23 protein-coding genes and 1 tRNA gene are annotated in these 25,902 nt (G+C 48.9%); 13 read left to right on the top strand and 11 right to left on the bottom strand.

Annotated elements, in window-relative coordinates; genetic code table 11:
• Window position 1 precedes the first annotated feature (1 nt).
• From NDA01_RS19350 to NDA01_RS19330, 5 genes are all read right to left on the bottom strand, one after another.
• Complete coding sequence (locus NDA01_RS19350; protein WP_348229223.1) at window positions 2-1,147, bottom strand: DUF8738 domain-containing protein; 1,146 nt, start codon at window positions 1,145-1,147, stop codon at window positions 2-4.
• A gap of 76 nt (window positions 1,148-1,223) precedes the next feature.
• The gene (locus NDA01_RS19345) at window positions 1,224-2,294 is read right to left on the bottom strand and encodes a 3-deoxy-7-phosphoheptulonate synthase (protein ID WP_190437565.1); all 1,071 of its coding nucleotides are present in this window, start codon (window positions 2,292-2,294) and stop codon (window positions 1,224-1,226) included.
• A gap of 149 nt (window positions 2,295-2,443) precedes the next feature.
• The gene (locus tag NDA01_RS19340) at window positions 2,444-2,650 is read right to left on the bottom strand and encodes a Uma2 family endonuclease (protein ID WP_348229222.1); all 207 of its coding nucleotides are present in this window, start codon (window positions 2,648-2,650) and stop codon (window positions 2,444-2,446) included.
• Between the two features lie 232 nt (window positions 2,651-2,882).
• Entirely contained in the window at window positions 2,883-3,521 is a 639-nt protein-coding gene (locus tag NDA01_RS19335) for an LURP-one-related family protein (protein ID WP_431193454.1), read from the bottom strand.
• A 20-nt stretch (window positions 3,522-3,541) separates the two neighbouring features.
• A complete protein-coding gene (locus tag NDA01_RS19330; protein ID WP_348229221.1) occupies window positions 3,542-4,480 on the bottom strand; it encodes an exopolyphosphatase in 939 nt (312 codons plus the stop codon).
• A gap of 251 nt (window positions 4,481-4,731) precedes the next feature.
• Between NDA01_RS19330 and ilvA the strand changes: the two genes are divergently transcribed.
• The gene (ilvA, locus tag NDA01_RS19325; protein ID WP_348229220.1) at window positions 4,732-6,243 is read left to right on the top strand and encodes a threonine ammonia-lyase, biosynthetic; all 1,512 of its coding nucleotides are present in this window, start codon (window positions 4,732-4,734) and stop codon (window positions 6,241-6,243) included.
• A 26-nt stretch (window positions 6,244-6,269) separates the two neighbouring features.
• Here the strand turns inward: ilvA and NDA01_RS19320 are convergent, their stop codons facing one another.
• On the bottom strand, window positions 6,270-7,610 hold the full coding sequence (locus tag NDA01_RS19320) for a cytochrome P450 (RefSeq protein WP_348229219.1): 1,341 nt from the start codon (window positions 7,608-7,610) through the stop codon (window positions 6,270-6,272).
• 74 nt (window positions 7,611-7,684) lie between these two features.
• Complete coding sequence (locus NDA01_RS19315) at window positions 7,685-8,092, bottom strand: hypothetical protein (protein WP_348229218.1); 408 nt, start codon at window positions 8,090-8,092, stop codon at window positions 7,685-7,687.
• A 150-nt stretch (window positions 8,093-8,242) separates the two neighbouring features.
• On the opposite strand from NDA01_RS19315, the gene NDA01_RS19310 reads away from it, so the two are divergent.
• The gene (locus tag NDA01_RS19310) at window positions 8,243-8,941 is read left to right on the top strand and encodes a hypothetical protein (RefSeq protein ID WP_348229217.1); all 699 of its coding nucleotides are present in this window, start codon (window positions 8,243-8,245) and stop codon (window positions 8,939-8,941) included.
• Between the two features lie 61 nt (window positions 8,942-9,002).
• Here NDA01_RS19310 and NDA01_RS19305 read toward each other — a convergent pair whose 3' ends face one another.
• Together NDA01_RS19305 and NDA01_RS19300 are read right to left on the bottom strand one after the other, a co-directional pair.
• Entirely contained in the window at window positions 9,003-12,329 is a 3,327-nt protein-coding gene (locus NDA01_RS19305; RefSeq protein ID WP_348229216.1) for an efflux RND transporter permease subunit, read from the bottom strand.
• 127 nt (window positions 12,330-12,456) lie between these two features.
• A complete protein-coding gene (locus NDA01_RS19300) occupies window positions 12,457-13,941 on the bottom strand; it encodes an efflux RND transporter periplasmic adaptor subunit (protein ID WP_348229215.1) in 1,485 nt (494 codons plus the stop codon).
• A 418-nt stretch (window positions 13,942-14,359) separates the two neighbouring features.
• On the opposite strand from NDA01_RS19300, the gene NDA01_RS19295 reads away from it, so the two are divergent.
• Together NDA01_RS19295 and NDA01_RS19290 are read left to right on the top strand one after the other, a co-directional pair.
• Window positions 14,360-15,520, top strand: a complete 1,161-nt coding sequence (locus NDA01_RS19295) for a tocopherol cyclase family protein (RefSeq protein WP_431193453.1) — start codon at window positions 14,360-14,362, stop codon at window positions 15,518-15,520.
• Window positions 15,521-15,578: 58 nt separating this feature from the next.
• Window positions 15,579-15,652, top strand: a tRNA-Arg gene (locus NDA01_RS19290).
• 62 nt (window positions 15,653-15,714) lie between these two features.
• Here the strand turns inward: NDA01_RS19290 and NDA01_RS19285 are convergent.
• Entirely contained in the window at window positions 15,715-15,957 is a 243-nt protein-coding gene (locus NDA01_RS19285; RefSeq protein ID WP_348229214.1) for a hypothetical protein, read from the bottom strand.
• Window positions 15,958-16,295: 338 nt separating this feature from the next.
• Between NDA01_RS19285 and NDA01_RS19280 the strand changes: the two genes are divergently transcribed.
• The 3 genes from NDA01_RS19280 (at window position 16,296) to rbp (ending at window position 19,477) form a co-directional block, all read left to right on the top strand.
• A complete protein-coding gene (locus tag NDA01_RS19280) occupies window positions 16,296-17,921 on the top strand; it encodes a putative bifunctional diguanylate cyclase/phosphodiesterase (protein WP_431193452.1) in 1,626 nt (541 codons plus the stop codon).
• Window positions 17,922-18,480: 559 nt separating this feature from the next.
• On the top strand, window positions 18,481-18,732 hold the full coding sequence (locus NDA01_RS19275) for a hypothetical protein (protein ID WP_190437590.1): 252 nt from the start codon (window positions 18,481-18,483) through the stop codon (window positions 18,730-18,732).
• Between the two features lie 430 nt (window positions 18,733-19,162).
• Window positions 19,163-19,477, top strand: coding sequence for an RNA-binding regulator (rbp, locus tag NDA01_RS19270; RefSeq protein WP_190554036.1), 315 nt, complete (start codon window positions 19,163-19,165; stop codon window positions 19,475-19,477).
• Between the two features lie 161 nt (window positions 19,478-19,638).
• On the opposite strand, the gene NDA01_RS19265 is transcribed toward rbp, so the two are convergent.
• Window positions 19,639-20,472, bottom strand: a complete 834-nt coding sequence (locus tag NDA01_RS19265) for an aldo/keto reductase (RefSeq protein WP_348229212.1) — start codon at window positions 20,470-20,472, stop codon at window positions 19,639-19,641.
• Here NDA01_RS19265 and NDA01_RS19260 point away from each other — a divergent pair.
• From NDA01_RS19260 to NDA01_RS19235, 6 genes are all read left to right on the top strand, one after another.
• Complete coding sequence (locus tag NDA01_RS19260) at window positions 20,471-20,671, top strand: hypothetical protein (RefSeq protein ID WP_348229211.1); 201 nt, start codon at window positions 20,471-20,473, stop codon at window positions 20,669-20,671. The two genes, NDA01_RS19265 and NDA01_RS19260, sit on opposite strands and share 2 nt — an antisense overlap.
• Before the next feature lie 21 nt (window positions 20,672-20,692).
• Window positions 20,693-20,965, top strand: a complete 273-nt coding sequence (locus NDA01_RS19255) for a hypothetical protein (RefSeq protein ID WP_206755506.1) — start codon at window positions 20,693-20,695, stop codon at window positions 20,963-20,965.
• Window positions 20,962-21,759, top strand: a complete 798-nt coding sequence (locus NDA01_RS19250; protein ID WP_348229210.1) for a tryptophan-rich sensory protein — start codon at window positions 20,962-20,964, stop codon at window positions 21,757-21,759. The genes NDA01_RS19255 and NDA01_RS19250 overlap by 4 nt, the downstream gene beginning before the upstream one ends.
• Before the next feature lie 139 nt (window positions 21,760-21,898).
• Window positions 21,899-22,384: a response regulator gene (locus NDA01_RS19245; RefSeq protein WP_348229209.1), complete on the top strand. Its 486-nt coding sequence runs from the start codon at window positions 21,899-21,901 to the stop codon at window positions 22,382-22,384.
• Window positions 22,385-22,542: 158 nt separating this feature from the next.
• Window positions 22,543-25,317: a PAS domain S-box protein gene (locus NDA01_RS19240; RefSeq protein WP_348229208.1), complete on the top strand. Its 2,775-nt coding sequence runs from the start codon at window positions 22,543-22,545 to the stop codon at window positions 25,315-25,317.
• A gap of 192 nt (window positions 25,318-25,509) precedes the next feature.
• Window positions 25,510-25,740 (top strand): ATP-binding protein, encoded by a 231-nt coding sequence (locus NDA01_RS19235; protein WP_348229207.1) that lies wholly within the window; start codon window positions 25,510-25,512, stop codon window positions 25,738-25,740.
• Window positions 25,741-25,902: the final 162 nt, after the last annotated feature.

Below are 25,902 nucleotides of genomic sequence, written 5' to 3'. Positions count from 1 at the left end.
ACTACAGTTTTTCCCAAGCTTGAATCAGGGCTTGCAGAGCTTGAGGCAAACCTTCCTTGTCAATATCGATATATTCAAAGGTGCTACCCATTGCTTGCACAGTTGAGGTGGGATAATCAGCAAAAGCAGCACTGGTGAAGAATCTCAAGCCATTCATATTAGGGACTCTTTGCTGCTCTAGCACCTGTTGGAACTGACTCAGTTGTTCTTGAGACAAACGCTTCATCACCTTGGGTCCAGAGGTCGGAGAATTAGGACCACGAGTTTGGCTGTAGAGCGTCCCGTCGGCGGTGAGGTAAGTATCAGTTACGCTTCCAGTCAAGCCACCGGAAACGCTGAGGCGAAACACTACATTGTCACCAATCGGCGTAGGCGGTTCGTTTCCTTCAGGGATGAAAGAAGTAAAGACTTCACCTCGACTGCCGCTAGCTGTAGCATTTTGGGCAATGCGGGAAGCATCTTCGCTTACATGGTAGACCCACTGTTGGCGATCGCCCGCTACAATCACTTTCCAACCAGAAATCGCAATTCTCGTGCAAGCTCGTCCGGGTTCGTAAATCCCCATGCAGCCGTCAAAGGTGGCAGCTTTAGATTCTAAAACGCGCAAGCTAGAAGCAGGAACGCGAGTTTGTTTTGCAATGGTCTCGAACAGGCGATCGACCACTTGAGGCGGCAAAGCAGAGGGATCTTGAGTTTCTATCCTGATCACTTGAGCTTTCAGGTCAGTGCGGTAGACCCAATTCTCTTTACCATTGGTCATTTCAACTCGCCAACCTTCTACCGTTGCCATCGCGCAGCGCTCATTGGGTTGGGCCAGCCCTAAGCAGCTATCTCCCCAAGTTTCTCGGCTAAAGCTGACTACTTTTAAGTCGCGCGATCGCAACTCAAAGCGTTGAACTAAATCTTGTTTAACTCGCCGAACAACCATCTGGGGCAAACGAGTTTTAGCTTTAGCAGCTTGGGCTTGCTTAAGTTGAGCAATCAGGGGTTGGGAAGGGTGGGGCAGCGCCACTGCTGCTGGTGCAGAAACAGCACCAAACATGACGGCACCCAACAGAGCCAACGACAAAAGCTTTTGAGGTTGCTTGGCTGCTGAAGAATTTGAAGTGAAACGCATCATTGGAAGCACCAGAAGTAAGAGAGTCATTCATTACTCTCCTAAACTAGCCTTCTGCAACCCACCCCTGAGTCCGGTTACAAAATTGGTTACAGAATTGACCAATCTAGGCGACTGGAACTCCTCCGGTTTGCCGACTCACCGCTTCTGCCAGGTTTTCTAGCATTTCCGCAGTCGTGCCAAGGTCCACACAGGGATCGGTAATGCTCTGACCGTAGGTGAGTTGAGACAAATCGTCGGGAATGGGTTGACTGCCCGCCACCAAATGACTCTCAATCATAATCCCCATAATGTGAGGAGAGCCAGCTTTCACCTGAGCCGCAATGTCCTGCGAGACTAGGGGTTGGCGGGTGTAGTCTTTGTCAGAGTTGCCGTGACTACAATCAATCATAATGCGCTGGTTGAGCTTGTATTTGCTCAGTTCCTTGGCTGATTTCTCGATGTAAGCAGCGTCGTAGTTGGGTCCTTGCTTACCACCGCGTAGCACTAAGTGACCATCTGGATTGCCTGTTGTAGTGACAATACTCGCTAGCCCTTGGGAACTGATCCCTAGAAAATGATGAGGAGAATTGGCTGCGAGCATTGCATTTACGGCAGCACCCAGGTTGCCATCGGTACCATTCTTATAGCCGACAGGCATAGAGAGCCCAGAAGCCATTTCTCGATGGGTTTGGCTTTCGGTGGTGCGTGCTCCGATCGCGGTCCAAGAAATGAGATCGGCTAAATACTGCGGAGTAATGGGATCGAGCAGTTCTGTGGCAGCGGGCAACCCTAATTTAGCCAACTCTAAGAGCAACTTCCGCGCCTGCCGCAAACCCGTATTGATGTCGTAGCTGCCGTCCAAATGGGGATCGTTAATCAAACCCTTCCAGCCAATCGTGGTGCGGGGCTTCTCGAAATAAACGCGCATCACAATCTCAAGCTGGTCTTGTAGCGCTGTCCGCAGCTTGAGCAACTTTTGGCCGTATTCGTAGGCAGCATCCACATCATGAATTGAGCAGGGGCCTACAATGACGAGTAGGCGCTGATCCTCTCCCTGTAGAATATTGCGGATGCGATCGCGGGTTTCTGCCACCAAAGTAGACACTTCTTCAGTGATCGGCAATTCGCTATGAATAAAGGCTGGACTTAATAGGGGACGCGTTTCAACGACGTGCAAATCGTAGGTTCTACGCATGGGACTTATAAACTCTCAACAAAGAAACCCGGTCTCTCAAATTGCAGCTTAACAGTTTCGCTCTCCATCGTGACGTTTGAATAGAGAATTTAAGCCACAATACTTAGACTTAAGCAATTCTAACTGGCCCAAAGCTCAACGTTTTGCGGCTAACGTCGGCGGAGCCACGCAAACACCTGCTCGACTGACAAGCTCAAAGCCATCCCCGCTAAACTTGATAACAGGTCTGCGCCTGATAGTAAACCTGGCAAGCGATCGGGCTGATAAACCAAGACTGAGCGCTCCTTGGGATCAATTAACCATGCTTGCCGCCCCCCATTGGTTTCTGAATTGCTACTCCACCGATATATTCCCACGCTGGCGACTCCTCAATAGAGGAGCGTTCGAGAAACTCTTGCAGAGTCAAAACTTGGGATGATGCGAGAGTCATGGGCGATCGCTTACTTAACCTTTTGATGTACAGAATTAGCTTAACAGTTACCTTAATAATGACTATCTTTCGGAGGTAGTGGCTGCCTTAGCAAAAGCGATCGCCCTCTCGAATGTAAAAGAGCGATTGCCTTCATCCTGAACCAATTACGCACCGAATTAGCCACGGTTCCGCTCCAGCAAAAGCATCATCACCAGGCTCAGCAGCACTTGAGCTTCTTCGTTACCGCTGAGTTGATCGACCTGCTTGATTGTAAAAATTCGAGATAAAAATGCTGGGCGTTTCTCTAAATACATCACGGGGTTTCCGTTGGCCCGATTCACTGCATAAACGGGATTAAACACATAGCCTGTAAATAAGCCTACGATGGGAATCTCTGCAAATAGGCTATCCATGACTTTTACCCAAGGATTCTGCTCACTAATGGTAAAGATAGCGGTGTCGCCATCATAGATATCATAGTGAGCGCGCCACAGCGACTTCATCCCACGCCGCTTAACCGCACCCATTGTTTTGCCATTGGTATCTACAAAGTTGTAGCGAGCGGAAAAGTCAATGATGCGATCGGCCTTGATCTCATATTTCAGTTGAGTGCGTTGAAGGTCAGCAAAAACATTGATGACTTCCTTGAGTTTGAATAGCTTCTGACGGATACAAAAGACCGTATTATCACCTGTCGCGTCTTGCAGGGCAAGTTGAGGTGCCAATGACCAAAGCTTGAAGGTAAGAGTAAGTGGATATTGCATGGGTAGTTCTGGAGAGAAATTAGAAGGGAGCGATCGCGCTAACTGCTTCACATGACTGTTTTGGCTATTCTTTAGCCATCTGTGTTAATTCGAGCAATCAATTCCTTTAGGGTTGCTTCAGCTTGAGCATTGTCGATTTGGCAAGTTCCCGCATTGGCATGACCACCGCCGCCATATTGCAGCATTAATTCGCCAATATTGGTTTTGGAGCTTTTGTTAAAAATCGACTTACCCACTGCGAAAACTGTATTCTGTTGCTTTACGCCCCACATCTGATGAATGGAGATGTTGCAGTTGGGAAACAAAGCATAAATCATGAAACGGTTGCCTGCATAGATTACATCCTCATTCCGCAGGTCTAAGACCACTAAGTTGTCATATACGGTGGCACAACGCAGAAGTTGATCTTTGAACTGAGATGCTTGTTCAAAGTAGAGGTCAACTCGTTCCTTAACATCAGGTAGTTCTAGGATTTCAGCGATGGTGTGATTTTTGCAGTAGTCGATTAATTCCATCATCAAACTGTAGTTTGAGATGTTAAATTCCTTGAATCTTCCCAGCCCTGTTCTGGCATCCATCAAAAAGTTGAGGAGTACCCAATTCTTAGGATGTAAGACTTCATCGACATTAAATTGGGCTGAATCTCCTTTATCAACAGCCTCCATCATTTCGGTGGAGATGTGGGGAAATTTCTCTAAGCCTCCAAAGTAGTCGTAAACCACTCTGGCTGCGGAAGGAGCCTCTGGGTTGTTAATATAGCCTGCTTCAGGATTTTGATTCCGCAGAATCTCACTGTAGTGATGATCGAACGCTAAATGAACCCCTGACACATAGGGTAGATTGGTGGTGATATCTTTATCGGTAATTGCAATCTTGCCATCCTGCATATCTTTGGGATGAACAAATTTAATTTCGTTAATCAAATCTAATTCTTTTAATAAAACAGCACAAACAAGGCCGTCAAAATCGCTTCTAGTGACTAATCGGTATTGGTCGGTCATAACTGCCATTAATAATTCCTTTTCAGTAAAACCCGCTACTCGATGCGACACAGCTTTTGGCAGCAGCGATCGCAAGCTAAGCATTCCACCCTAGACTTCCCAGAACTTGCTAGATGGCGACAAAGTAAATGAAACAGCTTAACTTAGAGCGCAGGAAACTACGGAAGGTTTTCTAACTAGCGCGATCGTCCACCTGCACAGCAAAAGGCGAGACTGGAGTAAAATTGTCGTTTATCTGCCACTGCTCACCCTTTGACCCCATGCTTTGCGACTACCTGGTACAAATCCTGACGGCTCGTGTTTATGATGTCGCCCAAGAATCGCCGCTAGAGTACGCTCCTAATTTATCGGCACGGCTAAATAATAAGTTGCTACTGAAGCGGGAAGATATGCAGTCAGTGTTTTCGTTTAAGCTGCGGGGGGCCTACAACAAAATGGCAAATCTTTCCCGCGACCAGTTAGCGCAAGGCGTGATTGCAGCTTCAGCAGGGAACCATGCTCAAGGGGTTGCTCTAGGTGCGAGTCGGTTGGGAACTCGTGCCATCATTGTTATGCCTGTGACCACACCCCAAGTCAAGGTAGATGCGGTCAAAGCGCGGGGCGGTGAGGTGGTGCTGCATGGCGACACCTATGATGATGCTTATGCTTATGCCCGTCAACTTGAAGCGGAAAAAGGATTGACCTTTATTCATCCCTTTGATGACCCCGATGTGATTGCAGGCCAAGGCACGATTGGCATGGAGATTTTGCGGCAATGTCAGCAACCGATTCATGCCATCTTTGTCGCGATCGGTGGTGGTGGCTTAATTTCTGGAATTGCGGCTTATGTTAAACGGCTACGCCCAGAAATCAAAATCATTGGCGTAGAACCTGTGGATGCCGATGCGATGCACCAATCCCTTAAAGCAGGACATCGGGTGCGCTTGCCTCAGGTGGGGTTGTTTGCTGATGGGGTAGCGGTGCGCGAAGTCGGGGAAGAAACGTTTCGCCTCTGCCAAGAATATGTAGATGACATTATTCTGGTGGATACAGATGCTACTTGTGCGGCAATTAAGGATGTGTTTGAGGATACGCGATCGATCCTAGAACCTGCGGGAGCCTTAGCGATCGCTGGAGCCAAAGCTTATGCAGAAAGAGAACAACTTGAAGGACAAACGTTAATTGCGATCGCTTGCGGTGCCAACATGAACTTCGATCGCCTGCGATTTGTGGCAGAGCGAGCCGAGTTTGGGGAACGCCGAGAAGCGATTTTTGCCGTCAACATCCCAGAGGAGCCAGGAAGTCTCCGCAAGTTCTGTGAGTGCCTGGGTCGTCGCAACCTCACCGAGTTCAATTACCGCATTTCTGACCAAAAGGAAGCGCATATCTTTGTCGGTTTACAGATTCAAAATCGGGCTGATGCCGCAAAGATGGCGCAAGGTTTTGAGACCTGTGGATTTAAGACGATTGATCTCACAGATGATGAGCTAACTAAACTCCACCTCCGCCATATGGTGGGTGGTCACTCGGCGCTGGCTCATCATGAACTGCTCTACCGCTTCGAGTTCCCTGAACGTCCCGGTGCCTTGATGAAGTTTGTCACCTCCATGAGCCCCAACTGGAACATCAGCATGTTCCACTACCGCAACAACGGTGCAGACTACGGGCGGATTGTGGTGGGGATGCAAGTGCCACCCCAAGAGATGCAAGAGTGGCAAGCCTTCCTCGACACCTTAGGATATCGCTATTGGGATGAAAGCCAGAATCCTGCCTATAAGTTGTTTTTGGGGTAGGTTTTTGGGGTGGTAATGCTATCTCTCTAGCGGCGCGATCGCAATACCATCTTAACTCCCCGTTCTGGCCTTAGTGTGACGCCTCCGCGTACAGGACGTTCTGGCTTTTGGTCGCTCAACTCTAATTCATAGCGCTGTAGGATCGTCGCTAACACCAATTTCATTTCAAACCAGGCTAAAGCTTCACCAATGCAGCGTCGGACACCTCCTCCAAAGGGTAAAAATTCATAGGGGGAAAACTGGCGCTCTAGGAAGCGTTCGGGTCTGAATTGTTTGGAGTCTGGGTACAGATCTTTACGATGATGGGTGAGGTAAATGCAACCAAAAACCCTAATCCCTGGCTGTAATGAATAGCCCATAAGCTCCACAGGTTCCTTCACTGCTCGGGGCACTGTTAGCACAGCAATGGGACAAATCCGGAGAGTTTCTTGGCAAACTGCTGTGAGATAGGGCAACCGAGCAATACTGGTGGGATCAGGCGCATCTCCTAATGTGGCTAGCTCCTGAAGTATCCTCTCCCGGACATGAGGAAATTTATGCACCCAGTAGAATGTCCAGGCGATCGCAGAGGCTGTAGTTTCATGGCCTGCCAACAGCAAAGTCATTAATTCATCTTTTAATTCTGCATCAGTCATGCCTCCTCCAGCTTCATCCTTAGCGGAAAGAAGGAGGCTCAAAATATCTGAATTAGCAGGATCATGATGTTGGCGACGAGCTTGAATTTCTGTGTAGAGTAGTTCGTCGATTTGCCGCTGGACATGCCGCACATATCCCCAAGGACTGCGAGAGCCTAAATCTTTTTGTAAGTTAGGAAAAAAGAGCAAGCCTGCTATCAACGGAGATTTAAACAAATCCATCAGTGTAGTGATGCGTTGCTTTAGCTCATAGAATCGCTCTCCCTCCGATAGCCCAAACACAACCCTCAAGATCACATCCATCGAGATGTTCTGTGCTAGGGTGCGGGCAGTAAAAGATTGAGCAGGCGCTAATTGAGCAAAGGCTTTATCTGCCAACTCAATGATTGATTGCCCATAGGCTCGCATGCGATCGCCGTGAAATGGAGGCAAGAGCAGTTTGCGTCCCTGGAGATGGCGATCGCCTTCTAATACCAGTAGGGAATACTCACCCACTAAAGGCCGCAACAATTGATTAGGCGGAGCGGCGAATTGTTTGGTATCGCTAGAAAAAATTTGTTGGATTGCGGCAGGATGACTAACCAGCAGCATGATATTGGCCTTTCCCATAACAGGTGCATTGAAAATATCTCCGTAACGTTCTGCTGCTGTCTCCAGGAACCTTAGAGGATCTAAGGTATATTGCAGTTTTTGTAACCAAGATGGTATTTTCGGACCGTCAGGGATATTCATCGTAGTTACTGGTTAAAGTAGGAAATTGGTTCAAGCAAGAGCGGGCTTTGTCACCGCAGATTATACCCTCTGTTTCATTTTGCAGTAGCTTGTTGAATTCTCTCCTCAATGTCTTCTAGCGTTTGAATCACGAGGCGCTTAGCTTGTAGTTTCCAGCCCCACTGTTGAATCTTAAAGGCGGCAAACCCAGCAGCAGCCACGATCGCAAAATCGAAAGGTTGGGAGAATGATATCCCTAGCAGTAAGCCGAGTCCAGCAATGCCCCACAATGGCAGAGCGACGGTCTGACGCTGTTTCTCCACAAGTTGGCTTAAGGTATCTGTCGGCATCTCTGCCAGCAGTGTTTCTTTAATCTGCCGCTGCTCTGCTAAAGGAACAGAGATACCGATTTTTTGACGCAGTTTTTCTATCTTGCGAGCATCAGTGCTGTATTGAGTGAGTTCATCCTCTGCCATAAGGATCAAGCGTTCTAGCTGTGCCATTGTTTATTACTGTGATTTGAAGAAGTCGAGTAATAAGAGTTTATAACATGGTCTCTTCTTATCCTTCAGTGGCAAGAAAACTGCGTGTGGCGTTACCCCTCAAATTATGCAGCAAGGGTTTCTAAAACTCAGGAAAACGATTTGAGATGGATGTATCTTCTATCAGTTGTCTCCTGCCTACCCCAGCAAGAGAGCAGCGATCGCTACAACTATCTCAACTTGCGTATTATGAAACGTTTTGCTATTTTTGGCCTCTTCCTATCTTTAGCTGCTGGCTGCACGCCCTTACAGCCCGCTCCTCTACCTGCCCCATACCCTGATACTGGGAGTCCGTCACCAACTCCAACTATCACTCAGCCTACTTCTTCTCCCTCTAGCACTCAAGGAAAAAATACTTTTCAGAGCGATCGCTTTGGGTTTCGTTTCCAATATCCGGAAGGTTTTACACCGGATAATCGCAGTGAAAATAAACCTCCAGAGGCTAAAGAGGCTTTGTTGGGAAGGCTAGAAGTTTGGGACAGCGAAGACTATCAGGCGATCGCCTCTGGCACTTGGAAGGGAGGTGAGTATCCGGCGAGCGTGACAATTTCAGTTTTTGATAATGCTCAGAAGCGCCCCCTCGCAGCTTGGAAGGAAGCCAATCTGAGCCGAGGCGAAGATAAAAATATTACGGTAGCGGGTCAAGATGCGCTAGCTTACGCTTCCACAGGTCTGTATGAAGCAGATAACGTTCTCTTCCCTAGCCCCGATGGTCGTTATGTGATTCATATTCATGGCGCTTACATCAACCCGGAAGATCCCATGCGTCAGGCTTATCAAAAAGTAGTATCCAGTTTCGAGTTTCAGTAAAAACAAGAGCGATCGCCTTATTTGAGTAAAGCGATCGCTCTCTTAATGTATGCCCTAATCTCTAGTGATGATCTGTAGAGCGGCTAGCAGTAGTTTCTCGGCTGTGATGACCTGCACCGTCACTATGCCCATCCTTATGACCATCTCCGTTGCCATCTCCATCGCTGCCCATAGCCGCTGAGTTTACACCTACAAAGGCTGGCTGGCGCGATCGCCGGAGCTGAGATTCAGCGGTTTTAATCACGATGTACAGCACAGGCACTACAAACAAACTGAGCACTGTGGCTACGCACATTCCGCCCACGATCGCTGTCCCCAAAGATTGTCGGGCTGCGGCCCCTGGTCCGGTAGCAACGATCAGGGGCACAGCACCGATCACCGTTGAAATGGCGGTCATCAAGATTGGGCGTAAGCGGTCTCGGCAAGCTTCCGTCACCGCTTTGGTTAAAGTCAATCCTTCATCAGAAAGTTGGTTGGCAAACTCCACAATCAAGACCGCGTTTTTACTCGCCATGCCGATCAGCATGACTAGCCCGATCTGGGTGTAGACATCATTCGCAGTGCCGCGCAGTAGCACCGCAAATAAGGCTCCCAAAACCGCTAATGGTACAGTCAGCATGATGATCAGAGGATCGGTATAACTTTCATACTGAGCCGCCAGGGTTAAGAAGACAAAGATAATGCCTAGAGAGAAAATAAAGACGGCTGAACCGCCTGCCTGAATCTCCTCTAAGGAGAGACCAGACCACTCGTACCGGAACCCCTTGGGCAAGGTTTCGTTGGCTACGGCTTCCATCGCCTTGATTGCTTGCCCAGAACTAACGCCAGGTGATCCTGAGCCGTTAATCTCTACAGAACGGGAGAGATTGTAATGGGTAATGATCGAAGGGCCGATTGTCTGATTCACACGCACCAAGTTGCCGAGAGGAATCATCCTGCCAGCTCGCGATCGCACATACAGCTTCTTGATGTCTTCCGGATTAGAACGGAAGCGGCTATCTGCTTGCACATAGACTCGGTAGGCCCGTTGGAACTGGTTGAAGTCATTCACATAGGCGGAGCCGAGGAAGATTTGCAACGTGCTAAAGATTTCTTCCGGTGAAACTTGGAGTTGGTTAGCTCTCACCCGATCCACTTCCACGGAAATCTGGGGAGTGTTGGCATTAAAGGTAGGCCGCAACCCCGCTAGTTGAGGTTTGTCAGGAGCGGGATAGGTAGTTGCCCGTCCCATGAATTTACCTAACACTTCCCCAATTGTGTTGAAGTCGCTGCCTGTGCGATCTTGTAGGTGAAACTCAAATCCCCCAAAATTACCAATCCCTTGAATAGCAGGCGGGGGAAACGGCACCACGATCGCTTCCTTAATCCCAATCAGTTGCGGAAATAGCCCTGATGGCTGCGGAAAGAAGCCGCCAATAATGCCTTTAACCGACTGTTCTGCTTTAGGACGTTCTGCCCAGGGTTTTAGCGTGGAGAAAATCAAGCCGTTGTTGGGTGTGGCACCGCTGAAGCTAAATCCTCCTACCGCAAAAATATTTTTGATTTCGGGGCGCTGCTTCATGATCTCCTCAGCTTTTGCCAAAACCTCTTCGGTATAGCTGAGGGATACGCCTTCTGGACCTTGAACCAGTGTAATAAAGTAGCCTTGGTCTTCATCGGGTACAAATCCCGCTGGCACAATCGTGTAGATCCAGTAGGTAAGGACTAAACCCGCTGAAAACAAGGCCAGCACAATGCTTTTGCGCCGAATAACTTTTGTTAATGTTCCAGTGTAGCTTTGACGGGTCCGCTCGATCGCACCATTAATGCCATTAAAAAACCAATTGTTTGGCGTTGTGTGTCCTTGCTTCAGCAGCAAAGCTGACAAAGTGGGCGTAAACGTAATCGCGTTGAAAGTAGAAACCACAACCGAGAAAGCGATTGTGAGCGCAAACTGCTTATATAGTTGCCCTGTGGTGCCAGGGAAGAAGGCAATGGGCACGAACACTGTGATCAACACCAGCGATGTGGCAATGACAGCACCAAACAGCGCATTCATGGAGGCGAGAGCTGCCTCAAGGGGACGCAGCCCATCCTCGTTAATCCGCCGCGAGATATCTTCTACAATCACGATCGCGTCATCAACCACCAGACCTGTGGCGAGAGTTAAACCGAACAAGGTCAGAGTGTTGATCGAGAAATTCAGCAGCTTTACAAAGATAAACGTACCAATGAAAGCCACCGGAATCGCGATCGACACGACTAGCGCCGCTCGCCAGTTCTGCAAGAACAGGAAGATGACTAAAATCACTAACGCGATCGCCTGGAAGAGCGAGACGATTACCTCTTCCGCCCCTGCTTGAATGAAAGTCGTGGTGTCAAAAGCGATTTCGTAATGCAAACCGGGAGGGAAACTAGCCGTCAGCCGTTGCATCTCATCTTTGACTGCTTGCGCTGTATCCAGAGCATTACTGCCGAACTGCTGGGTGATCCCTAGTCCTACCCCCCGATGGGTGACGCGATCGTCTGAGGTAAAGCGCAATACCGAACCGTAGTTCTCCGCACCTAATTCCGCTCTGCCCACGTCTCTCAGCTTCACCAACGTGCCAGCATCCGTACTTTTGATCACTAGCTCGTTGAATTCTTCCGCATCTTTCAGCCGTCCTTGGGCTGTCACTGCATATTGATACTGTTGCCCAGTAGCAGCAGGAGGCTGACCAATTTGTCCCGCTCCAATTTGGAGGTTTTGTTGCTGTAACGCCACCACTACATCTTGGGGGGTCAAGTTGCGACTAGCTAGCCGTTCTGGGTCAAGCCACAGCCGCATAGCATATTTGCGCTCTCCAAAAATCTGTACCCCGCCCACGCCTTCGAGCCGCTTTAAGGCATCAACCACATAGAGGTCGGCGTAGTTGCTGAGATAAACATCGTCGTACAGGTCTTCGTCTTTGCCCTCGTCCCGGTCAGAGTAAAGTCCGATCGCTAGCAAGAAGTTGTTGTTGGCTTTAGAAACTTGCACCCCCGTCTGGGTAACAGGTCCAGGCAGACGCGAGACTACGGTTGAAACCTTGTTTTGTACATCAACCGCAGCAATATCCTGATTTAGACCCAAGTCGAAGGTCAAGTTAATGCTGCTAGTACCGTCATTGGCACTGGTGGACTTGATGTATTTCACCCCAGAGACGCCGTTGAGCTCCCGTTCCAGAATGTTGGTGACGGTTGACTCTACGATCTCCGCATTCGCGCCAATGTAGTTAGACGTAACGCTGACCTGGGGGGGCGTAATGTCTGGGTACTGGGCGATCGGCAGGGTAGGGATACAGGCAAGGCCTAACAAGGTCACAACGATCGAACAGACCGTAGCGAATACAGGACGTTTGATAAAGAAGTCGGAAATGGAGAGAATCATAACTTCGCTACCCGTAGAAGCGGCCGTAGAAGTGCTAGAGACGAAGGATTCAGTCAGGAATTTTTTGACGAATCTAAAATTGAACTGCCGAATGCTTCGCTTCTACAAGACATGGCACAGTATCGTTTTAAGGAGCGCTAGCAGGAGCATTAGCAGGTGGAGTATCTGCTGCGATCGGCATGCAGTTCTGCAATTGCAGGATGCCAGAAGTCACAATGCGATCGCTCGCACTGAGTCCTTCTACGACTTCCTGGTTGTTGCCGACAATCCTGCCTAACTTGATGGGTTTCTGCACGGCAACTAATTGGTCAGGCTCCACCTGGGGTCCGCCAGGAGCACCACCGGGAGCCGCATTAGCTTGTGCCTGCGCTTGACAACCTGAGCTTTGAAATGGAGCTGCCACGAAGATAAAATCTCTGCCGCCTAGCCGAGAAATGGCGGTAGTGGGAGCCAGAACTCCAGAGCGTGACTGCCAAATTACTCTGGCCCGGACAAACTGCGACGTCCGGAGTTGATTGTTGGCGTTGTCGAAAAGCGCCTTCACCTGTACTGACTGAGTTGACGGATCAACGCTGGGCGAAATAAATGAGACTTTGCCTGTCTGCAACACCCGGTCTTGATCACTCAACAGCTTGACAGGCAACCCTAAGCGCAAATTAGGCGCTCTTTCCAGCGGGATGGCAATTTGTACTTCCAGTTCCTGGTTTTGCGTCAGGGTCAGTAGAGGAGTTGCCGCACTGACAACATCACCCTGCTTGACTGGGATATTGCCAATAACGCCTGCAAAAGGAGCGGTAATAGCGTAGTCTTGTAGTTGCGCCTGCCCTTCGGCTACATTCGCCTGGGCTTGCTCCAAGGCTCGCTCACTTCTCACCACTTGAGATTTGGCTCTGTTGATGGCACTTTGTTGAGCCCGGATGTCAGCCTCCGTCTGCCGGACGGTTGCTTGAGCCGTTTGCAGCGCGTTGAGTCTCTGATCCAGAATTTGTCGGCTTTCCGCTCCTTGCCGCTGGAGTTCCTGGTAGCGTTCGTATTCGCGTTGATTTAGCTGGACATTGGCTTGGTCAGCGGCTCGTTTTTCTTGCAACGCTTTCAGCGTGTCGATCGCGCTGGCGACATCGGCTTGCGCGGAATCAATATCAGCGGCGGCTGTATCAACCGCAGCATTGCGACTGGCGACTTGCGCCCGTTGCTCAGCCGCACCAATTTGTAAAAGTGGCTCACCTGCTTCAACGCGATCGCCCGCTTCTACATAGATAGCTGAGACTTGGCCTGACACACGCGGTTGTAGGGTCACAGACTGCCGTGAATCCAAAGTAGCCGCATAATCTGAGCTATCTTCTACTGGGGCTGATTCAGGAGTGCCTAATTGCACTAGAGTCGGTGGTGGCTGCATGGAGCCTGCCATCAACATGGGCATGATGAAGCGGCTAAAAATGATCCAACCTATGCCACCGAGAAGCAGCAGGCCAATTGTAACAGGCAGTAACCACCGTCGAAAGCGGCTTGAGTTAGGGGGCTGACTCGGCTCTTGCGGGTGTTGAGGAGCGTTCAGTTCTCCCTCAGAGATAGCTGGGAGAGCAGGTTGCTGTTGAGTATCGTTGCCGCTCATAGGGAATGCCTTGAATCCGAACAATGGTTTAAGCCACTACAAAGAGTGATGCTCGAAATAGTGATGGTTGAGCCCGCTCAGAAAAACAGAGCTAGACTTCATGCTTGTATTCAATTAGCTTCAGATACGGCTTTTTCTGTGAACCAAACTAAATAACTAAGAATATTTTCGAGCTAGAGCAGCAAAGATGAATGAGCCCAAGTTATCACAGGCGATCACAATTCGACTTCATGCCGTTATCTCACCCAATCGGGTGAAGTGGATGGCTATTGCAGTAGACCTGTAGAAAGTTTATCGATTGTAACTTTGCGTTAGATTACCTTAACACTGGACGATGCTAAATTCTATCCGGGTGGGGACGAAAATTCTGGTAGCTTTTTACTACCCTATCTCAACCACTACTAGGGGCTAATTACCGTTGGTTCAGCAAGCATCAAGCTGCATCGCTTCCTTAATCTCCTCTTTACTACCAGCCTCTGGCTCCCTTCAAACGCCTCATAGCGGCTATCACTGGGACGGTAATCCACGTCGGTTTTTTGAAGGCTGGTACTACCGAGTAACGTTACCCGATCTGGGCCAAACCTTTGCCTTTATGTATTCTATTGAAGACCCGCAGGGAGGGACGCCTGCCAGCGGTGGCGGGGCACAGATCTTAGGGCCAAACGATGAATATCTCTGCCGTAGCTTTCCTCAAGTCCAGAAATTCTGGGCGTGGCAGCAGGCTCTGGGCATGGGGCATTGGCGATACACCAGCGAAGCCGCTCATAGTCAAACTTCTCAAAGCGACTTGGAAACTAAGCAACCGAGATTGCTACCCCCAGCAGAGTTCGATCGCTGGGTCAAAGAAGGGTATCAAGCAACGGCAACTTGGCAACAGGGAGTATTGAATGATCCTGGCTCTGGGGCATCAGCTCGCTGGCAATACAAAATTCAGCCTATTTATGGTTGGGGGAACGTCGGCAGTCCGCAACAATCCACCGCAGGCTGGCTCTCTTCTCTGCAAATTTTTGAACCTGGCTGGCAAATCCTCATGGCTCACGGTTTGGCCACAGGTTGGATTGACTGGAACGGCCAACGCTACAACTTTACGAATGCGCCTGCCTATAGCGAGAAAAACTGGGGTGGTTCATTTCCGCAGAAATGGTTTTGGCTCAATTGCAATTGCTTTACTGATGAACCAGATCTAGCCCTGACGGCTGGAGGAGGTCGGCGGGGAGTGTTGTGGTGGGTGGAATCGGTCGCCATGATCGGAATTCACTATCGAGGTAAATTCTACGAGTTTGTCCCCTGGAACAGCAAAGTAACTTGGCAGATTAAGCCGTGGGGTTGCTGGCAGATGCAAGCTGAGCAAGGCCAATATCGAGTGGAGCTAACGGGGACTTGTGATACACCAGGGACTCCTTTGCGCGCCCCTACAGAACAAGGTTTAATTTTCTTCTGCCGTGACACGATGCATGGGCACGTGACCTTACGCCTCTGGCAACGCGATCGCTCTCAACCGATTTTAGTGGCGCAAAGCCATCTCTGTGGCTTGGAGGTGGGAGGTGGACCTTGGGAAGAAACGTGGGAGTCTACGTGATGCTGTTAAGGCTCTTGCATGCACTCACACAACTGTTATGATCGTGATGTTTGAAACTGGGGTTGTAGCTCAGATGGATAGAGCGATCGCCTCCTAAGCGATAGGCCGCGGGTTCGAATCCCGCCAATCCCGTAGGTTTGAGTCTGTAGTTTGCCTGGTGTCCTGCATCTGCATGGCTAAAGGTATGGTGAAAGTTAGCTAGCGATCGCGCTAACCGCTTGAGGTGATAAAGCTTTCACGAGATTAATCCACGTCAGCGTGTCTTCAGAGTGAGGAAGCAGTGGCAAGGTGTGCAAAAACGAAACGAGGTCTTCTAAGCAACTGTAAGGTTCGCTCGTGAAGTAAAGATTTTCGACCCAGTAAATAGTTTCATCTTGAATCGTGGCCGTTTTGAGCAGATATCCTCGGCCCAAGGCGAGATTGAACGCTCCATTCATTATAGTTAGACTCCGCAACTGTTGGACTTTGCAGCTTTATTGATGAGTTTCAGTATCGGTTGAATGGCTGGTAGTACCTATCAGCAAAGTTGCTCAACCTTATCCGCTAGATGATGGAAGATGGCGATCGCAATATCGGGAAGTCTGTAAGAGACAGCCTCAACGAGGCTAATTTCCTGGAATTGTCAAGTAAAACCACCTTTCAATCGAGGTGTTTGACAACTCACCTGTTGTCTTTTAAGTCTCACTCGTGATCTATGTTGCTCTCTCAGAAGCTTCATCTCTATTCATTTCTAGCTGGTTTTAGATTCCTCAAAACTAGCTATATCGCCAAAATAATGGCAGTGGCATTTTTAGGCACCCATGTTCCTCTTCTCACGTTATTGCTAACTTTTGTTGTCTCCCACTCCTATTCCTGGGAAATGGCAATCCCAGTCTTAGTCATTGCTTTGGTCGCGACGTTGGTAGGTACCGCAGCCACTCTCTATGCCTTACATCACCTTTTGATTCCAGTCATTTTGACTTCTACGGTTTTGCAAGACTATCTCGATACCAAAACCTTGCCGGAACTACCGACAGACTTTGAAGATGAAGCTGGGACGTTAATGGCGAATACCTCCCAAACGCTACACCAATTAGATGAGTTGATTCACTACATCCGCCATTACGATAACTTGACTGGCTTGCCCAATCGGGATTTGTTCTGCGATCGCCTGTATCAAACTCTGTCCCCAGTTCCGAACCAGCCAAGATTGGTGGCGGTTCTGTTAGTGGGGATTGATGACTTTACGGGCGCGAGTCACGCTTGGCAACCGGAGACTGCTAATTTGCTCCTTAGAGCCATGGCTCAACGTTTAACTACTTGCCTGAGTTCAACAGAGATTTTGGCCCATCTCAGCGAGGATCAATTTGCGATCGCTCTCACAGACTTGCCCTGCTTGGAGAGTGTGGTTAAGCTTTCTCAGTTAATCTTGAGCACGCTAGCAAAACCTTTCGCTTTAGAAGGCGAGCTGATTCGGATTACAGCCAGTGTGGGAATTACCATCAATGAGCTGGGAGAGCGCCAAGGTGTCGAGCCACTTTTACAGCAGTCTCACATGGCGCTTTACCGAGCCCAGCAGCAGGGACGCGGCCAATACCAATTTTATTGCCCCGAAATAGCCGCTCAGTTGCAAGAGCGCTTAGCGTTAGAGAACGAATTGTATGGTGCTTTAGAGCGCCAGGAAATGCGGGTTTACTACCAGCCTTTAATTGATTTAGAGAGTGGAGAATTGACAGCGGTCGAGGCACTAGTGCGTTGGCAGCATCCAACTCTGGGTTTGGTTTCCCCCTCTAAGTTTATCCCCATTGCTGAAGCCAATGGTCTGATTGTGCCACTGGGAGAATGGGTGTTGCGTACAGCCTGTGCCCAGAGCCGAGCTTGGCAGTTGGCTGGATTTCCAGCCATGCGAATGTCAGTCAACCTGTCCGCTCGACAGCTAGAACAACCCAATTTAGTGGACATGATTAGGCAGGTTTTAGCAGAGACGGAGCTAGAGCCAGCCTATCTAGAATTGGAAGTGACTGAAAGCGCGTTGATGGTGGAGCTAGAGCGATCGATTGATACCCTAAAACAATTACAGGGGTTGGGCATCTTGCTGGCTCTAGATGACTTCGGTACAGGATATTCCTCCCTCAATTACTTAAAGCAATTTCCGGTGAGTCTGCTCAAGATCGATCGCTCCTTTGTGCAAGATATACTGTCGAATCCAGACAGTGCTGCGGTGAGTGATGCGATCATTGCCTTGGCAAAAAGCCTGCGGTTAAGCATTACAGCGGAGGGGATAGAAACTGAGGAACAGTTGGATTACCTGCGCCAACGGGGATGTCATGAAGGCCAAGGATTCTACTTCAGTCGTCCTGTTCCCGCAGCTAAGCTCACGCAAATGCTGGAAAGTTGTTCTCGGCAGATCCAGGTAGCCTGAGGATCAGCTCCTGCTTCTCTGAATATTTTCGTGAGTTAGCTGAAAAGCAAAAAGCTGAATCAATTTTAGCCGCTATCTTCTCTCCGTTCTGAGATCTGACGTGGGCTTACTTCAGCGGAGCGATCGCCCTATCGCATTACTAAGCGAGTAATGGCGTTAACCGAAATCTTTCACTTGTTTGAGCACCTCTAGTTGGGGTGCTTTTTGTTTGCAGGGGAAGACTGGCACAACTCTGTGGAGAAGATGTACGCACCTCTTTTCAAGAAGCTGACTTAATTAAAATCTTCTTAGGAATATTTTGGGCAAAATTGCTATTGACGAGAAAATAGAGCTTTTGATAAGATTTCAAGCCTTTATGTGGTACCATTAAAAAACACCGAAACTCTTAGTAAAGCTAAGGACTCACGATACGTAGTTTCCTTCTGAGCCTAGAACTTGCTTAAGAGCGGCAAATCTGCAAATTACCCCTAATTAAAAAAGCATTATTCAATCGCTATCACCTCGTTGGTAGCATTGAATCCATCCAGCTAAGCTAGTTTCTTCATAGGTTTGGTGGTCATTGAAAATTCAAGCGTTAGAAATTCAAGTGGGCGATCGCATTGTTGCTTATTGCAACAACAAGATGCAAACCTGCACAGTGAAGCACATCGTAGATCCTGGACAGCGTAACGTTACTTTGTCAGTCTCTACGTCCGAGCACTCTCGCAACTCCATTTCACGGGTGGTTCGGTTTCATCAAGATGCTTGGGTGGATTTACAAGCTAAAGCTGCAAGTGCCAATCCTGTGATAGAGGATGCTTGCCAAGCGTAGCTCTTACCCAAGGGTGCATGGTAACAGAGCAGGCTGATGGTGAATCGCTGATTTGCTAGTTATCTCGGCGGAAAAGTAACTCTAGTTTAAGGAAGCGTTATGTCTAAAGAGCAGAAAGGCAACAAAGAATCTAAAAAACCGAAAGCCCAGTCTGATGGGGCCAAGAAAGAAAAGAAAGACCCTAAGAGACATGATGGACTAGGCGGCAAATAAACGATTAGGTGTGGTGGTCCACCAGAAAGTAAAATTAAGATTTTCTGGTCAGGAAATAACTCAACACACCACCTAACTATTGTGTTATGGTTGAGAAGAGAATTAGTAATCGGTTGCAGCGTTTGTTTTTAGCATTGACGGTTTTTTCACCTTTGGTATTGGCAAGCTTCTCTCCGAAATCTCAATCTCTACACCCCTATGATTTTGGAGACAAGCTATGTCGATTTATGTAGGCAATTTGTCCTATGAAGTTACAGAAGCAGATTTGACTGCTGTATTTGCTGAATACGGCTCAGTTAAGCGAGTTCAGCTTCCCACCGATCGCGAAACTGGTCGGATGCGTGGCTTCGGCTTCGTAGAAATGGGTGCAGACGCTGAAGAAGCAGCTGCCATTGAAGCATTGGACGGAGCTGAGTGGATGGGCCGCGATTTGAAGGTTAACAAAGCCAAGCCTCGTGAAGACCGTGGTGGTGGTGGTTCCTTCGGTGGTGGCGGTGGCCGCAGAAACGACAGTTTCTCTCGCGGTTATTAATCCCTGAACTTTTGTCGCTTGATTCTCAAGCCCATTAGTTTTCAAGGATTGAGAGAGTTAAACTTGCCAAACTTAATGTCTGGTTAGGTTCTCTAGCTCATCAAATTTAATTTGTATAGGCTCAGGTTATTGCTACCTGGGCCTTTGTTTTTGCTCTATTTTTACAACATTTCTAGGGATACTCTTTTCGTTGGGGCTGGAAAAGCCGCATCTAAGGCTTGCAGATCCTCCGGAGTGAGTTGCAAATCCAGCGTGGCTCGATTTTCTTCTACGTGAGCGATACTGCTGGATTTAGGAATGACAATCACATTTTCTTGGTGCAGCAACCAAGCGATCGCGATTTGGGCGGGAGTTACGTTTCTTTGTTGGGCAATGGTCTGTAGGGTACGATGCTGGAGCAGTCGGCCTTGTTCTACCGGTGAGTAGGCCATAATCGGGATACTTTGTTGGCGGCACCAAGGTAACAAGTCCCACTCAACGCCACGACGCATCAAGTTGTAAAGCACTTGATTGGTGGCGATCGCTTCTCCTCCGGGTAAAGCAACAGCTTGCTTCATATCGGCTACGTCGAAATTGCTGACACCGTAATCTCGGATTTTGCCTGCCTGCTTCAGGGTTTGAAAGGCTTCCAAGGTTTCCGAAAGAGAAACAGAACCTCGCCAGTGCAATAAATAAAGATCAAGATAATCGGTTTTGAGCCGTCGTAAACTGCGCTCACAGGCAGCGATCGCGTCTTGACGAGAGGCGTTGTGTGGATAAACCTTGCTGACTAAAAAAGCGGAAGAACGCCGATCAGCAATGGCTTCAGCAATCACTGTTTCAGCACCGCCTTCCCCGTACATTTCGGCTGTATCAATCAGGCTGATACCGAGATTAAGCCCATGCTGCAAGGCTGCAACTTCGGTGGAACGTTGATTGGCAGCTTCTCCCATCCTCCAAGTGCCCATTCCTAAGGCTGGAATTGATTGACCCGATGGTAAGCGGATGGTTCTCATGGCAACTCTGGGAAGCAACTTTTTAAGACACTGCGATCGCGCTGCAATTCAGGAATACGACAGCAATTCTGGGCAGAATAGCGCACTTAGCAACGATGAACATCTAACTGAAGGGCGATCGCCTCATACTCCGAAAACCTGTCCCACCTGGCTATCCGCTAGGCTAAGCCCTCACCTTAATGGGTGCTGTTTAGACTGAAAGGAGACGTTTGTGAATTCTATGAGTCAGAATCGTGGGCCTAATTCTGAGAGTGTGGCAGACGCATTGATTGCTGATTTGAGACAAGAGGGGCAACTCATCAATTTAATTCTTCAAGGATGTATTGAGCTGCGTTGGGCAATCGGTCCAGAAGAACAGGACATTGCTAGAGCCATGATTTACAATGCGTTTGAAACCTACGCCTTGGAGCGAGGCATGTCTTTAGCCGCAGCCGAGCAATTTTGTGAGCAGCATTTAGAAGACCTGATTCAGGATGTTTTAGCCGTTTTATGAAAGTGTCGCCGCCAGAATCTAGATCGGGATCGCGCGCAGGCATGAGCTTGGCGATCGCAACGCTTGTGGCCATCGTCGCAACGCTGCTAGTCAACGCACTCTCGAATTTTTTCCCGATTGCGGGGTTAAACATTGGCGCGGTTGCCAACACCATTCTGGGGGGTGTGCAGATTACCCCGGCTAACTACGCCTTTGCAATTTGGGGTCTAATTTATCTTGGACTCATTGCCTATGGGGTTTATCAGCTCGGCCCTGCTCAGCGCCAAGAGGCTACGCTGCGGCGGGCTAGCTCTCTGCTGATTGTGGCTTGCTTAGCTCAGATTGCTTGGGTTTATCTCTTCACGCTACAACTGTTTTGGCCTTCGGTGGCGGCAATGTTAGTGATTCTGCTGCCATTGATTGGAGCTTATTTGCAGCTACATGATGGCGGACGAGTGTCGCGCGATCGCAAATGGTTGGCCCATATCCCGTTTAGCATTTACTTAGGCTGGATTTCTGTCGCTACCATCGTCAATGTAGCCTCAGCGCTGTATAGTTCTGGCTGGGATCGCTGGGGTTTAAGTGCCACTAGTTGGACAGTCGCGATGTTGGTCGTTGCGACAATCATTGGAGCGCTTGTGGCCATACGACGCGCTGATATTGCCTTTACCTCGGTGTTCATCTGGGCCTTTGTGGCGATTGCAGTGCGTCAATTAGCGAACTCAGCCATAGCGGCCACTGCGATTGGTGGAGCGATCGTCATGGCTGTGCTCTTAATATTCGGTAACCGTAAACATAACCAACCCCACCTTTAGAGGTAATTTCTCACCCTGTACTTGAAGTTTTGGGCCTTCAGGCGAGTGAGTCTATCGGAAGGTAGGGAGCGTATGGGCCGACATGCAGTAGAACAAACATAGGAGTGTTACATTTGCTGGGCGCAAGTACGAGTTTCAAATGTATCAAATTGCGATCGTTGATGATAATGAGGCTTGGTGCTTCATCTTAGAAGCTAGGCTCGGCCAGCATGGCTATGCTGTGTCCACCTTTACTGATCCAGATGCCTTTCTACGAGAAGCAGAGCGATTTGATCTTGTCCTGATTGACTTTTCCATGCCCCCACGACGCTACCAAATCAATACAGATGGCCCGGATGTGATTTGCCGATTGAGGCAGCGTGTAGCTAATCCACCTTTGATAATTTTGATCTCATCTTTTTTCACGGATGATATCCTCAGCCAAACTTCTGATCTAGGGCTGGAAGCTGATGCTTACCTCAGCAAAAGTGTTGAGTCAGCAGGACTGCTGCGACAGATAGACCGCTTGCTAGCTCCTAAGCGATCGCTGGCTAGAGAGAAATCTCAAGGGAGAACTGATAGTCAACAGCGCTCAGAACGCTCTTCCGTGATGGAGATGGGCGAATCCTTGCGGCGCTGCGGTTAGTTAAAGTAGTGTCATTGCTACTTATCGCTACCTGAAAGGCTGTTGAAGGTACAGAAGTCAGATTAGGATGAGTTTAGAGCGATCGCAATTCTGCTAATTTCTTTAGAAAGGCATAAAAGCAGCAAAGCGCCTCCGAACTCTCTAAGGAAACTTGGGTAATGGCCAGAGCAAAGCAGTTGCTGCAATCAGAGTATAGTGTTGCAGTGTTGGCAACCCTATTCGCTCTATTATTGCGATTCTTGCTAACGCCACTGCTACGCGAAAACGCTCCACTTTTGGTTTTCGTCTTGCCCGTCATGTTTAGTGCTTGGTACGGCGGGTTCCGAGCAGGGCTACTTGCAACAGGATTATGCACGTTATTCGGAACTTATTTCTTTATCCCCCCGTATTTCAGCTTACAGGTTACAGATGCGGTTAACCTAACCCGAATTTCAATCTTTGTCTTTGAGGGTCTATTCATTAGTTGGCTCAGTCAATCTTTACGAAGTGCTAGACAAAGGGCTGAAAAGGCTTTTGCGATCCTGAAAGAGAGTGAGGAGCAATACCGTCTTCTGATAGAGGGAGTCCGGGACTACGCCATCTTTGGACTGGATGCTAATGGATACATTACCAGTTGGAACAGTGGTGCAGAAGTACTGAAGGGGTATAAGGCCGCAGAAGTCTTGGGTCATCATTTTTCGATCTTTTATCCAGAAGCAGCGATCGCTCAAAATAAGCCTGCTTATGGGTTGCAAGTTGCAATTGCGGAAGGACACTATACAGACGAAGGTTGGCGAAGACGCAAGGATGGTTCGTTGTTTTGGGCGAGTGTGGTGATTACTGCCCTCTACGATGAGAACCAGAAGCTATATGGTTTTTCTAAAGTCACTCGCGACATTACAGAACGTAGGCGTAGTGAGGAAGCCTTGCAAGAGAGCTATAACTTGCTGGAGCGGGTGATTGAAGAAACGGCAGATGCGGTGTTTGTCAAGGATCTTCAGGGAAGATATCAACTAGTCAACTCGGCAACAGCACGTGTTTTTGGTAAGCCAAAGACAGAAATTTTAGGAAAATCTGATCTAGAGTTAATTCCTTTGAAGCAGGCGATCGCGCTGCAAAAGATCGATCGCTCTGTGATAGAAACAGGCATCTCTCAAGCCTCGGAAGAACCCCTTTTGGTAGGAGGCGAGGTCCGCATATTTCTCACAAGCAAAGATCCTTGCCGTGATGCTGAAGGAAACATTGTGGGTGTGATTGGGGTAGCGCGGGATCTAACGGAACGTATCCAAGCGGAGATGGCTCAGCGGCAACTACTCAAAGACCTGTCAGATGTGAAATTTGCTCTGGATCAAGCCGCAATTTTAGCCACCACAGATAGTCATGGCGTGATCACAGAGGTAAATGACCAGTTTTGTCAAATCTCGCAATTTAGCCGAGCTGAATTGATTGGCCAAACTCATCGCCTGATTAACTCTGGGTACCACTCTCAAGAATTCTTTCGGCAGCTCTGGTCCACGATTACCCAGGGAGAAGTTTGGCAGGGAGAGATTAAGAACCGAGCCAAGGATGGCACCAGCTATTGGGTTGACACCACAATCGTGCCGTTTTTGGATGAATCAGGTAAGCCGCTGCAATATCTCGCGGTTCGGTTTGATATCACGACTCGCAAGCAAGCAGAAGCCAAACTGCAACGTTCAATTCAACGACTAGAAGCTGTACATCAGATTGACCAAGCAATTCTGAGCCTAGAGGCTCCATCTGCGATCGCCCATTCCGCTCTATCTCACCTGAGCAACGTGCTGCCTTGCAACCAGTCGGCTGTGGTTCTGTTTGACATCGAAACCGCTGAACTTCAGATCCTAGCTGGAGCAGTTGCCAATGATGTGGCGGGAACTATCCTACCGATTAGCGATCGCTTTCCAATTGCCATGCTATGGGATCGAGAACCGATTTGGTATGTCAAAGACCTAGCAGATTTGCCGCAACGCTCCGTGGGCTTAGAGCAAATCCTGACCGCTGGATATCATAGCTTTCTAGCGATCGCCCTCACCGTTGAGAACTCTGTTTTAGGAGATTTGATTTTATTGGCTCAGGCAAGGGATGCCTTCAGTGCTGAAGATCAACAAATTGCTCAAGAAGTGGCGAGTCAACTGGCGATCGCGATTCAGCAAACTCGATTGCGAGACCAACTTCAAGGTTATACCAATCAACTAGAACAACGAGTGGCAGAACGCACTACAGCTCTCGAAGAAGCAATTGATGGCTTAGAGACTTTTAGCTATTCGGTGTCCCACGATTTACGCGCTCCCCTACGGTCTATGCAAGGTTTATCTCAAGCCCTTTTGGAAGACTACGGCGATCGCCTGGATGCCATAGGGCAACGGTATGCTCAGGAAATTGCGGCTTCCGCCCAACAAGCGGACCAGCTAGTCAACGATTTGCTAGATTATGGGCGCTTGTCGCGAGCTGAGATTATCGTTCAACCGCTCAACCTAACTGAACTAGTAACGACAGTAGTCGAGAAAATAGCAGCTGAGTGGCAAGCCCGACCCACAATGGTGACAGTAGATCACCCGCTGCCAGAGGTGATAGGCCATCGGCTCACCTTGATTCAAGCTTTGCTGAATCTCTTGAATAATGCCGTGAAATTTGTCCCCGAAGACAGACAGCCTCAGATTCACATCTGGGCAGAATTGCGGTCTGGATGGGTGCGGCTGTGGATCGAAGATAACGGTATTGGCATTGCGCCTCAATATCATGAGCGGATTTTTCAAGCCTTTGAGCGATTGCACACCAGGCAGGCTTATCCGGGGACAGGCGTAGGGCTGGCGATCGTCCGCAAAGGAGCTGAGCGTATGAGAGGGCGAGTGGGAGTTGAGTCAGCTTTGGGACAAGGGAGCCGCTTTTGGTTAGAGCTGCAAGCAGCTCAGGAGAGCAGCACCGCTGAGTCTTGATTTATTATTTGTTCGTAGAAATAATTATCCTTTGAAGGATGGAGCGCATTAGGACAGCCAATAGATATTGTGGTTATCAATGACAACTAGGGCGATCGCTTGCTTGCAGAGCGCGAGCTATACCCTATTAAATTTGTGTCTCCTGGCATATAGCCACAGGTAAGGATATGGACCAAACCTCGGGATCACTAAGTGTGCCTGTGGGTGGAAGATAACGGCATCGGGATCGCTTCCGAAAACCACAATCGTATTTTTGGTGGGTTCGAGCGCCTACATGCCGAAGAAACTTATCTTGGTACTGGCATTGGATTAGCCGTTCTGCGGCGTGCGTTGGAGCGGATGTGTGGGCAGACTAATGTGGAGTCTGATTTGGGTACAGGCAGTCGCTTTTGGCTCGAATTGCCAGCCCCCGCTGAGTTCTAATATGATTCAGTGTCAATTAATACAAGAAAATATATTGAGTGATTTCTTTAACAAGCAGTACAGTCTTAAGGTTGATTCCCAGCTTGCCTGCTAACGCTGTAACCTGATCTTTAGCTTTTCGCCTATTCCCTCGTCCACCCTGCGCCACCCGCTGAAATTGTA

Source organism: Trichocoleus desertorum AS-A10, assembly GCF_039962155.1.
Classification (GTDB): Bacteria; Cyanobacteriota; Cyanobacteriia; order FACHB-46; family FACHB-46; genus Trichocoleus.
The sequence above is the reverse complement of the archived record's forward strand: the minus strand, read 5'-3'. Positions and strand labels throughout refer to the sequence as shown.